The organism is Flavimarina sp. Hel_I_48 (genome assembly GCF_000733945.1).
GTDB lineage: Bacteria > Bacteroidota > Bacteroidia > Flavobacteriales > Flavobacteriaceae > Leeuwenhoekiella.
Map to the genome: position 1 here is coordinate 661,780 of NZ_JPOL01000002.1, position 14,062 is coordinate 675,841.

A 14,062-nucleotide genomic window follows, 5' to 3' on the forward strand; every position below is an offset into this window, starting at 1 on the left:
ACTTGAAAATAAAACAAAAATCGCCCCTAGTTTCATAGAACAATGAGGTTCAACCAAAAAGTTTAAAAACAAAAAAAGCCTTTCATTGCTGAAAGGCTTTTTGGGTGGAAGATCGGTCTCGAACCGACGACCTCCTGGACCACAACCAGGCGCTCTAACCAACTGAGCTACAACCACCATTTAAAAAACATATCTCATTACCAAAATATGCGGGTGCAAATGTACGGTAAATACCCTGTTTGCACAATAGTAAATTTATTTTTTTCGGCAACTCTTTTAAATCAGGTCAAAAATAGAGTTTACCGCCGGGAAGCGTTCTGCCGTAAAACCTTCCCCATACTCGGTACCTATGAGTCGGCCAAGGTCCCTTGCGCGATAATCTACACTTTCCTTAAAGTTAATACTACTTATGGGGGTATTCCCCTCCTGATTTTTCTCATCAAAAAACTGTGATTTGTAGGCAAGGACGGCTTCTTTTTTCTTATCCATAAAGCCGGTGACATCAACTACAAAATCTGGTGTGATATTTTCCCACTGAATGTAATGATACACATGCTTGGGCCTCCATTTTTCCTGGGATTTCCCGTCCATTTGCGTCTCTATTTTCAGAAGTCCGCTTAAAAAACACGCGTGGCTTACAAGGGTACTACCGCGCCCATGATCAATATGTCGATCCCTGATGGCATTACACAATACGATTTCGGGTTGATATTTGCGCAACATTTCTATAATCCTGATTTGGGTTTCGCGGTCGTTACTAAAAAAGCCATCAGCAAGTCCCAGGTTTTCCCTAACGCTCAGTCCCATGATCTTTGCAGCTTCCGCGGCTTCCTCATCCCTTAATTCCGCAGAACCGCGCGTTCCCAGTTCGCCACGTGTAAGATCCAGTACGCCCACTTTTTTTCCGTTCGCCACTTCCTTTACAAGTGTGGCCGCGCAGGAAAGTTCCACGTCATCAGGATGGGCGCCTATGGCAAGAATATCTAATTTCATAAAGTGCTTTTTATCTCTATTTTTCAGTTAATTTCAGTCAAAAAATAGGGATATATTACTGTTTTATTGTCTTTTTGATTGAACCTTAATTTATATTTATTTTATCAAGTGTTGCTCTGTAACCGCTGCAAGCGCTTGTTCCAGGTCTGCGATAAGGTCTTTTTTATCTTCAATACCTACCGAAAAACGCAGTAAACCATCGCTTATTTTCTGATTTTTACGTTCCTCTGGGCTCATCAGGGAATGCGACGTTTTCGCGGGTGAAAGAATCGTACTCTCTACGCCCGCAAGGCTCATACTACTTTTAATAAGTTTTAGTTCCTTCTGAAACTGATCTGCGTCAAGGCTATCGTTGAGTTCAAAAGAAAGCATGCCGCCGTATCCAGACATCTGCGATTTTGCAAGTTGATGGTCTGGGTGTGATTCTAACCCCGGATAGTATACATGCTTCACATGCTCATTTTTTTCAAGCCATTTGGCGAGCTTCCTGGCATTTTCGTTCTGCGCTTTCACCCGAAGCCCGAGTGTTTTCAGACTGCGCTCCAGCATCCAGACCATAAAATCTGCAAGGCTACCGCCCAGATTTTTGGATTTGTTCCAGATAACATCCATATGTTCCTGCGTACAGGCAATCGCCCCGGCCGTTATATCACTGTGACCACCCATGTATTTTGTAGCGCTGTGAATCACAATGTCAATACCGTGCGCAATGGGATTTTGGTTTACGGGAGAGGCAAAAGTATTATCGATCATCGTGATAATTTTATGTTTTTTGCCCAGTTGCGCGACCATTTCGAGTCCGGTGATGGTCAATAGCGGATTGGAAGGTGTTTCTATATAGATCACTTTTGTGTTCTCTTTAATCGCCTTTTCAAAAGAATTTTCATCCAGTCCATCCGTAAAGGAATATTGGATACCAAAACGTTCAAATTCTTCCTCCACGAGGTTAAAAGTACCACCGTACAGCGTCTTTTGAAGTACCACGTGATCGCCATGTTTTAAGAAGGAAAGCAGCGCAGTGCTCACCGCAGCCATGCCGCTGCCAAAGATCATCCCGGCTTCGGCACCCTCCAGTGCGGCAATCTTTTTGCCCAGCATATCCTGGTTAGGCGTATTAAAATATCTGGGATAGCGTTTTTTTTCCACATCTTCAAAAGCATAGGAAGTTGACATATATATGGGCGAGATAGCGCCTTTGAACTGTTCATCATGAACTTCCCCTACATGGGTACAAATCGTATTTAAGCCTGGTTTTTCTTTTTTCATCACTTGGTTTTTTAGCAGAGTGTAAATTACAAAATATAGCTGGGAAAATAGAAAATAGGTTACTTGTTAATAGCTTTTTGAATTTTTATAAAAGTTCCAAAGTATAAATAAATGTTCTTGAAATTGGATGGCATTATTTGACTCTGAACAACTTTGGCTCTTTTGTTGGTTTTGGGCGTTTTCCCTGCGGGTCGGGCTTTACGTTGCAATCTTTTGCTCGTACCTCGCAAAAAGGATTCCTCCCGGAAGGGACAAAAAAATTCACTTCAATCCCTAACGCAAAATAAGTTCCCAGAAAAACTAACTTTGCATAATAATTAATTTTGGGAAGAGTAGATGCCTTATCCATCTACAGAAATTACCTTTAAACTCTGATTAACCGCAAACCCCTACTAATGATAGATCCTGAATATGACACCTTCAAACCAGAATATAAAGAAGCCTTTGAACATCTTAATATTGCCTGGCTGGATGAATTTTTTGTAGTGGAAGCCTACGACCGCAAGGTACTTGGCAATCCTCAGGAATTCATCATTGACAAACAAGGTCATATCTTGATCGCTAAAATTGACAACCGCGTTGTGGGTACCGTGGCGCTTATGAAAATAGATGAAGCAGAATATGAACTCACAAAAATGGCCATTGACAAAGCTTATCGCGGTCAGAAAATTGGCCAGAAGCTGCTGACCTTCGCGCTTTCTTTTGCTAAAGAAAACCTAATAACGAGTTTGATTTTGTACTCAAATCGTACATTAGAAAATGCGATTTATATCTATGGGAAGTTTGGTTTTGAAGAAGTTCCGTTAGAAACTAATACTCCTTATAATCGCGCCGATATTAAAATGAAACTTAATCTTTAATACTTATTTTATGAGAAACACTACACTTTTACTGATGGCCACCCTTGTACTGGGAAGCTGTAAAAATGACAAAAAAACCGAAACAAATAGCCCGGAACCTGAGCAAATGGCAATGACCGAAGAAGATTCTCAGGAGAAGCCCGATTTTGATATAATGCCTATAGAGCACGCGACCGCGGTTTTTAATATTGATACCACTGTTTTCTATATTGATCCCGTGGGCGGCGCCGAAGCTTTCAAAGACCAGTCAAAATCTAATGTTGTACTGATTACCGACATTCATGGCGATCACCTCAACGCAGAAACATTAAAAGCTGTCATAACCCCGGAAACAAAAATAGTTGCACCACAAGCGGTAGCAGACCAACTGGACAAGGGTATGAAACAGCAAATGACCATTCTAGGCAACGGTGAAACAACGGAAATCTATGGAATTTCAATCACCGGTGTCCCAATGTATAACCTACGCGAAGAGGCCAAAGAATTTCATACTAAAGGCCGTGGCAATGGATATGTACTTGAAAAAGATGGACTTAGGGTTTACTTTTCCGGCGACACCGAAGACATTCCCGAAATGCGCGATCTTAAAAGCATTGATTATGCTTTTGTATGCATGAACCTTCCCTATACGATGACCGTTGAAAGTGCAGCAGATGGCGTTCTCGCCTTTGCACCTAAAAAAGTATATCCCTACCATTACCGTGGTCAGGATGGATTGAGCGATGTCGACAAATTTAAAAAACTCGTCGAAGAGGGAAATCCTGAAATAGGTGTTGTACAATTAGACTGGTATCCCAATGCGGAGAAATAAATAGTTCGAAAACAACTGAAAACCCTCCAAAATACATTCAAAAAAGCCGATTTTTAAGGCGAAATTGAAACTTTTTAGGGGGTTTTTTAATACCTTAAAACGAAAGATATGCGCACCCCGAACCAGCTACTTAAAAACGCTCCCGAACTCGAAAAACATCCCGCCGTGCAGGAACTTATTGAGCAGTTTGAAGAAACGCGCGATCTCCTGGTGGATGCAGAGCAGCGTATAGAACAAAAAGCAACCCGGTTAAAACATCTGGAAGAATTGGTTACCCAAATCAGGGCGGGAATTCACGACGAACTCAAAAAAGACGAGGAGGCCGAACGTTTTAAGGAAACACCCCGCATCGATTTTAAGGAGGCGGTAAAAAATTTACAGCGGTATATCAATGATTATCTCAGGGATTATAAGATCTGGATGTAACTTTTTTTTCTTAATTATTTTAAAGCCGGGAAAATTTCAAACTTTCAAAACCCATGATCTCAAGTTCAAAATTGCTTCTCAAAGTCCATTTTTTGTCCTAAAACCCGAATAATCAAAATGCCTTCTGCCGTTGGTTTAAAAAAGATAGCGTGCGCTTTGTAAGAATAGCGTTTCAAATGCGGAGCAAGAATAGAAGCATCACGGCCTATATCAGGATTATCGGCTAAAAATTGAAAACAATTGTAAAATCCTGTCTTGTACTTTCTTGATTGTTCAATTCCCCAAGTTTCGATACCATATTTGGCAATTTCTAAAATATCTTTGTCTGCGGCTTCAGTGAAATGAAATTTAGACATTTTTTACACTTATTTCTTTTTCTGCTTGCTTCCAAATCTCGTCTATACTCCTTGCACTTACGCCACTGTTCAATCCCTCTTCTATCGCGGCTTTTGTAGCCATAAAATTTGCAAATCCCTCTTGCTCCTTCCGTAAAAGATCGCGGATGTATTCACTTTCATTAGTATAATCCCCTTTTTCAATTTGCGCCTTAATCCACTCATCCTGCTTATGGGTAACGGTTATGGTTTTTCTGATCGTTGCCATCTCTTTTGTTTCAATGTTCATACTATTGATGTAATTTAAGCAAAATTTTTATTTATAAAGATGAATTTTAATAAACTGCTTTAATTTATTAATATCCTCGAATCATAACCTGTCGTCACCCTAAATTTATTTCACGATCACACAAGTAGCTTAATCGTTGCTCTATACGGAAACTAACCAAAGTTTGGGAAATGCCGGTGCGATGCTGAAACAACTTCAGCATGACAATAAACCCACTTTAAGACTAACTTCGTATAATCACTTATCTTATAACTAAACTTTCTCAACTATAAACGGGGATGATTTGCTTCAAAGTAGTTTTCTGAATATTCCATTGATTTTTAGGGCGTTACCCTTCGGGTCGGGCTTTACGTTGCAATCTTTTTGCTCGTACCTCACAAAAGGATTTCCACTGCAATCCCTAACGCGGAAAAATGGTTCTCTTCTAAAAAATCAAAAAAAAAGCCCGAATCTTGCGATTCGGGCTTTTTCGTTCTGTTTTAAAAATACCGATTTGCACCGGTATAAGCGCTTTATTCAATTTATGCTTTCACACAATTTGATTTACAGCTTATTTAACTTCTTCGAAGTCTACATCTTCTACATCGCTGCCAGAGGCATCAGCACCAGCGTTGCCGCCTTGTGGTTGACCTGCGCCTGCATCAGCACCGGGTTGCCCTGGAGCCTGACCTGCATCGGCCTGTGCTTTGTACATTTCTTCAGAAGCGACTTTCCAGGCTTCGTTGATTTTATCAAGTGCAGGAGAGATTTTCTCAAGATCCTTAGAAGCGTACGCCATATGAAGTTCTTTTAATGCTTCTTCAATTGGTTTTTTCTTATCGTCAGATAATTTATCACCAAATTCTTTAAGCTGCTTTTCCGTCTGGAAAATCATTGCATCAGCTTCATTTAGCTTATCAGCAGTTTCCTTCGCTTTCTTGTCTGTTTCAGCATTTGCTTCCGCCTCAGACTTCATTTTTTTGATTTCTTCTTCGGTCAATCCTGAAGAAGCTTCAATACGAATATCCTGAGACTTATTGGTTGCCTTATCTGTTGCAGAAACTTTGATGATACCATTGGCATCAATATCAAAAGTTACTTCAATTTGTGGCGTACCGCGCTGTGCTGGTGGAAGACCATCCAGGTGAAAACGACCTATAGTCTTGTTATCGTTTGCCATGGGGCGTTCACCCTGCAATACGTGAATCTCTACACTTGGCTGATTGTCTGCCGCTGTTGAGAATACCTGTGATTTTTTAGTAGGTATGGTTGTATTAGACTCAATCAATTTGGTCATAACACCGCCCATAGTTTCAATACCTAAAGAAAGTGGGGTTACATCAAGAAGTAAAACATCTTTCACATCTCCTGTCAATACACCACCTTGTATCGCTGCACCTACGGCAACAACCTCATCAGGATTCACACCTTTGCTTGGTTTTTTACCGAAGAATTTCTCCACAGCTTCCTGTACTGCAGGAATACGGGTAGAACCACCTACAAGAATGATCTCGTCCATATCACTTTTTGAAAGTCCGGCAGCTTTAAGTGCAGACTCACAAGGAGCGATAGTTCGTTTTACTAAATCATCAATCAATTGCTCAAACTTAGAACGGGTCAATGTGCGCACCAAGTGTTTTGGTCCACTAGCGGTTGCCGTAACATAAGGTAAGTTGATTTCAGTCTGTGAAGAAGAAGAAAGCTCAATTTTAGCTTTTTCCGCAGCTTCTTTAAGACGCTGAAGTGCCATAGGATCTTTTTTCAAATCCATGTCCTCATCTTTCTGGAACTCATCTGCAAGCCAGTCAATGATCTTCGCATCAACATCATCACCACCCAAGTGCGTATCTCCATCTGTAGCAAGTACTTCAAAAACGCCATCACCCAATTCTAGGATAGAAACGTCATGCGTACCACCACCAAAGTCAAATACAACGATCTTCTGATCCGTATCTTTTTTATCAAGTCCATAAGCCAGTGCAGCTGCGGTAGGCTCATTGATTATACGCTCTACTTTAAGACCAGCGATCTCACCAGCTTCTTTTGTAGCGTGACGTTGACTGTCATTAAAGTATGCAGGTACCGTAATTACTGCACGGGTTACATCCTGACCTAAATAATCTTCAGCAGTTTTTTTCATTTTCTGAAGAATCATTGCACTCAATTCCTGAGGCGTGTACATTCTCCCGTCAATATTTACACGTGCAGTATCGTTATCACCTTTTACCACTTCATAAGCAGCGCGTTCAGATTCCCCTTTTGATTCAGAGAATTTGTTACCCATAAAACGCTTGATGGAAGCAACCGTTTTCTGCGGGTTTGTTACTGCCTGGCGTTTTGCAGGATCTCCCACCTTAATTTCACCACCTTCTACGAAAGCAATTACTGACGGGGTTGTTCTTTTTCCTTCTGCATTTGGTATTACCACCGGTTCGTTACCTTCCATCACGGCAACACAGGAGTTGGTAGTACCCAAATCAATTCCTATGATCTTACTCATCTTTATATATAATTTAAGTTGTTATTAATATTTTCACTAGCTAATTGTCAATCTTTATGCCAGCGGAATACTTGTGACAGGTTGGCAGTAAATATTTCCACTATTGTATTTCACTATGGAAAAACCGACTATAATTCAAAATATATGAAAGGAAGTACTATTGAATTCCAGCTGAAAAACCTTCCAAAAACCCTATAAAACTGACTGAAAACAGGTGTAATTTGGTGATTTTCACAAGCAGAATCCGAAAAATACACCCAACTACAAAACGCATTTTGTAACTTGCCATAGTTTCCGAAAACCTTATGAACCTACCCGAAAAGTTCGTTATTCTCCTACGAAGTACCTTCTACCTTTTAGGATTGTATTTTATTTATGGTTTTATATCAAGCCTGCTTCATACCATTTTTCCAGAACTGGATACGGCCACATATGAACAGGGCTTTATTATGGAAATGCTAACCGAAAATCCCTTTCGCGCCCTGATCATGATCGTGGTCGTGGCACCGGTGACCGAAGAAATGATGTTCCGTTCCCTGCTTAGGCCTTCACATACAGAACTTGTATTGTTTATTGCCATTTGGCCTGTATTTTTCCTGTTGCGCTTTATTCCTTTAGATGTCTACTGGGGACTAAAACTGGCCTTTGCGGCAATTTTCCTTTTTTGCGTTGTTTATATCTCCCGCCAAGTGATTCCGCCACAGCGCACCCTGAGAATAAGAAATTGGCTTATTTCCCATCAAATTTGGATCTGGATCATAACCTCACTCGTCTTTGGTTTTGTACACATCACAAATTATGTGGATCATTTTACGATCAACCTGGCCTTATTTCTTTTAATTATGCCGCGTATATTGGCTGGTTTTATGATAGGATGGGTGAAAATCAACAATAAAAAATTGCAGTGGGCAATGGCATTGCACGCCATAAACAATGGGATTGCCTTTTTCTTCATCTACGTTTCTTTATAAAAAAACTGTATTCTGCGGAATGATTGTACCATGCCCTTTTCAAAATTAGTAAGATTAAAAATGTTCTTTTAAAGCGACATTATACTTTAAACAGTCTACATCATACAACAAATCATGTTTAACCTTTCTTTCACGCCATAAATAGCAGGTCTTTCGTAATTTCAAGTCGAACTAGAAAAGAAAAATATGAAAGCAATTCAAGTACCTAAAGCGGGCGCCGATTTTGAAATAATAGATCGCGATATCCCAACTCCAAAAGATGATGAAGTTTTAATTAAAGTAGAGGCCTGCGGCATTTGCCACAGCGATGACATGGTAAAAGGGGGTCACATGCCGGGCATAGAATATCCCCGCGTACCTGGCCATGAAGTTGTGGGAATTATAGATAAAATAGGTAAAAATGTTTCCCAGTGGGAAAAAGGACAGCGTGTAGGCGTGGGCTGGCATGGTGGCCATTGTTTTGAATGTGAACAGTGCCGTCGTGGTAATTTTATCAATTGCGAAAATGCGAAAATCTGCGGAATCTCTTATGATGGTGGCTATGCGGAATATATGACCGCGCCACAGGAAGCCGTGGCCTCCATCCCGGAAGAGCTATCTTCTCAGGAAGCCGCTCCCCTGCTCTGCGCCGGTATTACAGTTTATAACGCTATGCGCAACAGTAACGTGCGCGCTGGTGATGTTGTTGCCGTACAGGGCATAGGTGGCCTGGGTCATTTGGCCGTACAATATGCCAACAAAATGGGCATGCGGGTTGTAGCAATTTCTACTTCCGAAAGTAAAAAGGAGCTTGCAAAAGAATTAGGTGCACACCACTTTATTGCTACAGACAATCAAGATGCGGTAGAAGCGCTCAAAAAACTGGGCGGCGCTGACCTCATCGTAGCGACCGCGCCCCATGCTGATGCCATTTCTTCTGTTATAGATGGACTGGCAGTAGATGGTGAGCTTATTTGCATAGGCGCTACCGGTGATCCTGTAAAAGTATCCCCTTTACAGTTGCTCATGGCGCGCAGATCTGTTTCTGGATGGCCCAGCGGTACCGCGATAGAAAGTGAGGACACTTTGAATTTCAGCGCGCTAACCAATACCAAACCTATGATCGAGACTTTTAAATTTGATGATGTGGAAGAGGCGTATAAAAAAATGATGGACAATAAAGCGCGCTTTAGGGTGGTGCTTGTTCCATAATTCTCTTAAGACATAATAAATTGTTGTATTACCCATTCAACCCTCTTGTTTAATGGGCAATATTTTTAAGGTGCCTTGACAACGAGCAGTTCATCCCATTGTGTGGTATACCGCGGGCTGCGGTCTTGTTTTATGAGTTCCCACTTCTCTACCCGTGTACCTACTGCGGCAGAAAAAACGGTAGATTTGCCATATTTACAGTTCAGGAAGTCAAGCATTTTGGATAGCTTCTCATTATTAACGGGAAGGCTTTGTTCAAAGAGATTTCCCTGAACATATTCCTGCGGAATAATCCCACTTAGGCAAACCCCAACTTTCTTATATCGATATCCCGCTTTATACAGGCTTCTGAGCGCTTTTCTTGCTTCAGTGATCAACAAAAACGTATTGTTTGTGGGTACGGGTAAGGTTACGGTCACACTGTTGCTATACTGCTTATCAGTCGCGCTGTGAAAATTTGTGGTCACAAAAACCTGTAAAAAAGAAGCGCAGGACTTTTGCGTACGCATCAGTTCGGTAATCTCGGTTATGTAATAAGAACAAGCCTCTTCGATAAGCCCCAGGTCTTCCAATTTTTTTCCGAAGGATTTGGCCGTACCTATCCCTTTTTTGGGTTTTGGATTTTCATCAAGCGCCTGGCAAGGTTCTCCGCGCAGTTCGCGCCATATACGCTCTCCCACTACGGTCATTTGTTTGCGCACCCAGGCCAGGGGCAGCTGGGTAAACTCATATGCATTATGAACCCCTTCATTTTTTAACCTGATCTCGTGCTTTTTGCCAATGCCCCAGATATCTTTGATACCAGCCCATTTCAAGGCATCAATCCTTTTTTCTTCAGAATCGATCACGTGAACCTGCAGTTTGTTCTCGTTTCGTTTCTTAGAGATGCGGTTGGCCAGTTTTGCCAGTACTTTTGTGGGAGCGATCCCTACACCCACCGGGATGCCGGTATTTCTATAAATGGCTTGCCTTATCGTAGATCCATACGTTTCCAGGTTTATATGCTCAAGGCCGGTAAGGTCAATAAAAGATTCGTCAATACTGTACACCTCTACAAGTGGCGAAAATTCCCGCAATACGTTCATGACCCGTTGTGACATCTCGCCATATAAAGTATAATTTGAAGAGAAAAAAGTAACTCCGTTTTTGATCAGGTCGTTTTTGATCTTAAAGACAGGCTCAAACATGGGGATATGGGTCATGGCTTTTGCCTGCGCATTCGCCGCGATGACACAACCGTCATTATTGCTCAGCACTACCACGGGTTTTCCCCGCAGATCTGGTCTAAAAACCTGTTCGCAGGAAGCATAAAAACTGTTACAATCTACCAGGGCGATCATTGGGCTTTGTGTATGATATACGTGATTTTACCCCAGAGAATCAAGTCTTCTGATGTCGATTTTCTGGCTATGCGTGTGATTTTAAAAGCACCGTCTTCAATCATTAAAGCCAGATCGTTTTCTCGTGGGGCACTACTGCGGTCAATAATGAGTACATCCCCATCATTTATGGCATACGATGCATAGCCATTTCCGGAAATTCTAATAAAAAATGTGGCATCCCTGTTGGTTATGAGCTCGTCCTGTAAATTGATGCTCGGTTCCAGGTAATGCGTTGCCGGACTGGGAAAACCTGTTTGCTTTACACTGCCGGGTGCATGCTTCTTTTGCTCTGTGGCTACTTTGCCAAAACTTGAAATCTCCATGATTCAAAATTATGGAAATATTCCTACTTTATGGATTTTTTACTAGTTAAGGCCGCAAAAGTTACTAACAATTGTTGATTTCCTTCATCCACCGGCAAATAATCTCGTGCTATTGAATGCATAACATTTAGTGGTACATTTGCCGCAAATAATACAATGGGATGGCAAAAATAGAAAGCATCAGTGTTTTTGATATGTTGAAAATAGGCGTGGGACCCTCCAGTTCACACACATTAGGTCCCTGGCGAGCGGCAGGAAACTGGATCACGAAGTTGCGCGCGAAAGGAAATTTTGACAAGGTAGAAAAGATTACGGTAGAAATCTATGGTTCGCTCAGCCTCACGGGCAAAGGGCATGCTACAGATATTGCCATACTCTTAGGGCTGGAGGGTCTCGATCCCAAAACCTTTCCCATAGAAGAAATTCCGCCACGCGTAGAACGTATCAAAAACGATCATAAATTGCTTTTTGATTCCGAAAAACCGCTGGAATTTGACCCAAAAACCCAGATAATTTTCAACCGAAAATTCAAGGAATTCCATCCCAATGGTATCACTTTTCGGGCATTGTTGAGCAATGGAAAGCGCACCAGCGACACGTTCTACTCCATAGGAGGCGGTTTTGTGGTACAAAAGGAACGCAAACGTGCCAAAAGACAACAGGAAAAACTGGCCGGTTTTCCGTTTCCGGTGCAAAGCGGCAAGCAATTGCTTGAATTTTGCAATGCCGAAAATAAGAAAATTTCAGAAATCGTCTGGGCCAATGAACGTTCCCTGGCGGAAGAAAATGACATCAACACCCGTTTAAAACAAATTTGGGAAGTCATGCTTGACTCCATGTTTGTGGGCTGTCATACGGAAGGTACGCTCCCCGGCGGACTCAACGTACGCCGCCGTGCTTTTGATATGCATCTTAAATTAATTGGGGATCAGAAATATGCAGATGCAAACGAATGGATCAGCGTTATTAGGGACAGTGAGATTAAATTCCGCCAGATTCTGAAATGGGTTTCCTGTTTTGCCCTTGCGGTCAATGAGGTCAATGCTTCCCTGGGCCGTGTGGTGACCGCGCCCACAAATGGCAGCGCCGGTGTCATCCCTGCGGTGATGATGTATTATATGGTGATTGAAAACCACGACGCGAACTTTGACGATGTAAAACAGTTTTTGCTTACCGCTGGTGAGATAGGCAGTTTGTTCAAAAAAGGGGCTACGATCTCCGCTGCGATGGGCGGTTGCCAGGCAGAAATAGGTGTTTCAAGCGCGATGGCGGCCGGTGCGCTTACTGAACTCATGGGCGGCTCCCCAGAACAGGTGCTCATGGCCAGTGAAATTGCCATGGAACATCATTTGGGCCTAACCTGTGATCCTATTGCCGGCCTGGTGCAGATTCCCTGTATTGAACGCAATGCCATGGGTGCGATCAAAGCCATCAACGCCTGTGAAATGGCACTGGATACTGACGCGAAAAATGCTAAAGTACCTCTGGACAAAGTGATCGAAACCATGTGGCAGACCGCTCAGGACATGAACCATAAATACAAGGAAACCAGCGAAGGTGGTCTAGCGGTAAATGTGGCGTTGAGCGATTGCTAGAAAACTTTCGATCTTCGGGTTCATAATATCTTGTTGTCAAAATTCCGAAGAAAAGTAAAAACAACAACAGCTTTTGTCGGGTTGGGCTGCAGGTTTGTGCCATACCGCAATGGAATTTAGTAATTTTACAGGCAACCAAAAACAAATCAATGTCTACAGCAAAAAAAGAATACAAGCGAATTACCGTAAAATCACTGACGGAAATGAAAGTTCGTGGTGAGAAAATCTCCATGCTTACCGCCTATGATTTTACTATGGCCACCATTGTGGACAGCGCAGGCATTGATGTAATCCTGGTGGGGGACTCAGCTTCAAATGTTATGGCCGGCCATGAGACCACGCTTCCCATAACGCTGGATCAGATGATCTATCACGCAGCTTCCGTGGTACGCGCCATCAAGCGCTCGCTTGTAGTGGTAGATTTACCCTTTGGAAGCTACCAGAGCGATCCCAAAGAAGCGCTACGTTCTGCTATCCGGATAATGAAAGAGAGCGGCGGACACGCAGTGAAACTGGAAGGTGGTAAAGAAATCAAAGAATCAGTAAAGCGTATTTTGCAGGCAGGGATTCCGGTGATGGGGCATCTTGGACTCACACCGCAGTCCATTTATAAATTTGGAACCTATACCGTACGCGCCAAAGAAGAAGAGGAGGCCGAAAAATTGAAAAAAGACGCACTTATGCTTGAAAAAGCAGGCTGTTTTGCAGTGGTTTTAGAAAAAGTGCCGGCAAAACTGGCTACCGAAGTGGCAAAAAGCCTTACCATTCCAGTAATTGGTATTGGTGCAGGTAATGGTGTGGATGGTCAGGTTTTGGTAGTGCACGATATGCTTGGGATGACCTATGAATTTCAACCCAGATTTCTAAGACGTTACCTCAATTTGTACGAGGAAATGACCGGCGCGTTCAAAAATTATAGTGAAGATGTAAAAAGCGGAAGTTTTCCCAGTGATGAGGAACAGTATTAATTCCCAATAGCCCCCGAAGGGGGATTTGCTACCTGCGCTAAAGGCTCCCCTCCTTTTTCAAGTAGGGGAAATTTTCAGCTTTGCTGAAAAAGGGGTGGTTAAAAGGCTGATCCCATTATTACATGTCAATCGAATCTTAATTAGATAGTAAATAAAAAACTAAATCATCGCAT

14 protein-coding genes and 1 tRNA gene are annotated in these 14,062 nt (G+C 42.3%); 7 read left to right on the forward strand and 8 right to left on the reverse strand.

The window, feature by feature from the left end:
- Positions 1-102 precede the first annotated feature (102 nt).
- The 3 genes from P162_RS03010 to P162_RS03020 all read right to left on the reverse strand — a co-directional run bounded on the left by P162_RS03010 (position 103) and on the right by P162_RS03020 (position 2,259).
- Positions 103-178, reverse strand: a tRNA-His gene (locus P162_RS03010).
- Between the two features lie 98 nt (positions 179-276).
- Positions 277-993: a bacillithiol biosynthesis deacetylase BshB1 gene (gene bshB1, locus P162_RS03015; protein WP_031425752.1), complete on the reverse strand. Its 717-nt coding sequence runs from the start codon at positions 991-993 to the stop codon at positions 277-279.
- A gap of 96 nt (positions 994-1,089) precedes the next feature.
- Positions 1,090-2,259 (reverse strand): trans-sulfuration enzyme family protein, encoded by a 1,170-nt coding sequence (locus tag P162_RS03020; protein ID WP_031425753.1) that lies wholly within the window; start codon positions 2,257-2,259, stop codon positions 1,090-1,092.
- Between the two features lie 395 nt (positions 2,260-2,654).
- On the opposite strand from P162_RS03020, the gene P162_RS03030 reads away from it, so the two are divergent.
- From P162_RS03030 to P162_RS03040, 3 genes are all read left to right on the forward strand, one after another.
- Positions 2,655-3,119 (forward strand): GNAT family N-acetyltransferase, encoded by a 465-nt coding sequence (locus P162_RS03030; protein ID WP_031425755.1) that lies wholly within the window; start codon positions 2,655-2,657, stop codon positions 3,117-3,119.
- Between the two features lie 10 nt (positions 3,120-3,129).
- Positions 3,130-3,930: an MBL fold metallo-hydrolase gene (locus P162_RS03035; RefSeq protein ID WP_031425756.1), complete on the forward strand. Its 801-nt coding sequence runs from the start codon at positions 3,130-3,132 to the stop codon at positions 3,928-3,930.
- 108 nt (positions 3,931-4,038) lie between these two features.
- The gene (locus tag P162_RS03040; RefSeq protein WP_031425757.1) at positions 4,039-4,356 is read left to right on the forward strand and encodes a hypothetical protein; all 318 of its coding nucleotides are present in this window, start codon (positions 4,039-4,041) and stop codon (positions 4,354-4,356) included.
- A 65-nt stretch (positions 4,357-4,421) separates the two neighbouring features.
- On the opposite strand, the gene P162_RS03045 is transcribed toward P162_RS03040, so the two are convergent.
- The 3 genes from P162_RS03045 to dnaK all read right to left on the reverse strand — a co-directional run bounded on the left by P162_RS03045 (position 4,422) and on the right by dnaK (position 7,459).
- Positions 4,422-4,712: a type II toxin-antitoxin system RelE/ParE family toxin gene (locus P162_RS03045; RefSeq protein ID WP_031425758.1), complete on the reverse strand. Its 291-nt coding sequence runs from the start codon at positions 4,710-4,712 to the stop codon at positions 4,422-4,424.
- Positions 4,705-4,980: a type II toxin-antitoxin system ParD family antitoxin gene (locus P162_RS03050; RefSeq protein ID WP_241077723.1), complete on the reverse strand. Its 276-nt coding sequence runs from the start codon at positions 4,978-4,980 to the stop codon at positions 4,705-4,707. Before P162_RS03050 ends, P162_RS03045 begins: the two co-directional genes overlap by 8 nt.
- A 550-nt stretch (positions 4,981-5,530) precedes the next feature.
- The gene (gene dnaK / locus P162_RS03055; RefSeq protein ID WP_031425760.1) at positions 5,531-7,459 is read right to left on the reverse strand and encodes a molecular chaperone DnaK; all 1,929 of its coding nucleotides are present in this window, start codon (positions 7,457-7,459) and stop codon (positions 5,531-5,533) included.
- A 305-nt stretch (positions 7,460-7,764) separates the two neighbouring features.
- Between dnaK and P162_RS03060 the strand changes: the two genes are divergently transcribed.
- Both P162_RS03060 and P162_RS03065 read left to right on the forward strand, forming a co-directional pair.
- On the forward strand, positions 7,765-8,430 hold the full coding sequence (locus tag P162_RS03060; RefSeq protein WP_051907753.1) for a type II CAAX prenyl endopeptidase Rce1 family protein: 666 nt from the start codon (positions 7,765-7,767) through the stop codon (positions 8,428-8,430).
- A gap of 186 nt (positions 8,431-8,616) precedes the next feature.
- Positions 8,617-9,621 carry an alcohol dehydrogenase gene (locus P162_RS03065; protein ID WP_031425762.1) on the forward strand — a complete coding sequence of 335 codons (1,005 nt, stop codon included), beginning with the start codon at positions 8,617-8,619 and terminating at the stop codon, positions 9,619-9,621.
- Between the two features lie 65 nt (positions 9,622-9,686).
- On the opposite strand, the gene P162_RS03070 is transcribed toward P162_RS03065, so the two are convergent.
- Both P162_RS03070 and P162_RS03075 read right to left on the reverse strand, forming a co-directional pair.
- Positions 9,687-10,961, reverse strand: coding sequence for a Y-family DNA polymerase (locus tag P162_RS03070; RefSeq protein WP_031425763.1), 1,275 nt, complete (start codon positions 10,959-10,961; stop codon positions 9,687-9,689).
- A complete protein-coding gene (locus P162_RS03075; RefSeq protein WP_031425764.1) occupies positions 10,958-11,326 on the reverse strand; it encodes a S24 family peptidase in 369 nt (122 codons plus the stop codon). Before P162_RS03075 ends, P162_RS03070 begins: the two co-directional genes overlap by 4 nt.
- Positions 11,327-11,487: 161 nt before the next feature.
- Here P162_RS03075 and P162_RS03080 point away from each other — a divergent pair, with 161 nt between their 5' ends.
- Both P162_RS03080 and panB read left to right on the forward strand, forming a co-directional pair.
- Entirely contained in the window at positions 11,488-12,921 is a 1,434-nt protein-coding gene (locus P162_RS03080) for an L-serine ammonia-lyase (protein WP_031425765.1), read from the forward strand.
- Positions 12,922-13,070: 149 nt separating this feature from the next.
- A complete protein-coding gene (gene panB / locus P162_RS03085) occupies positions 13,071-13,889 on the forward strand; it encodes a 3-methyl-2-oxobutanoate hydroxymethyltransferase (RefSeq protein WP_031425766.1) in 819 nt (272 codons plus the stop codon).
- The last annotated feature ends 173 nt before the right edge of the window (positions 13,890-14,062 follow it).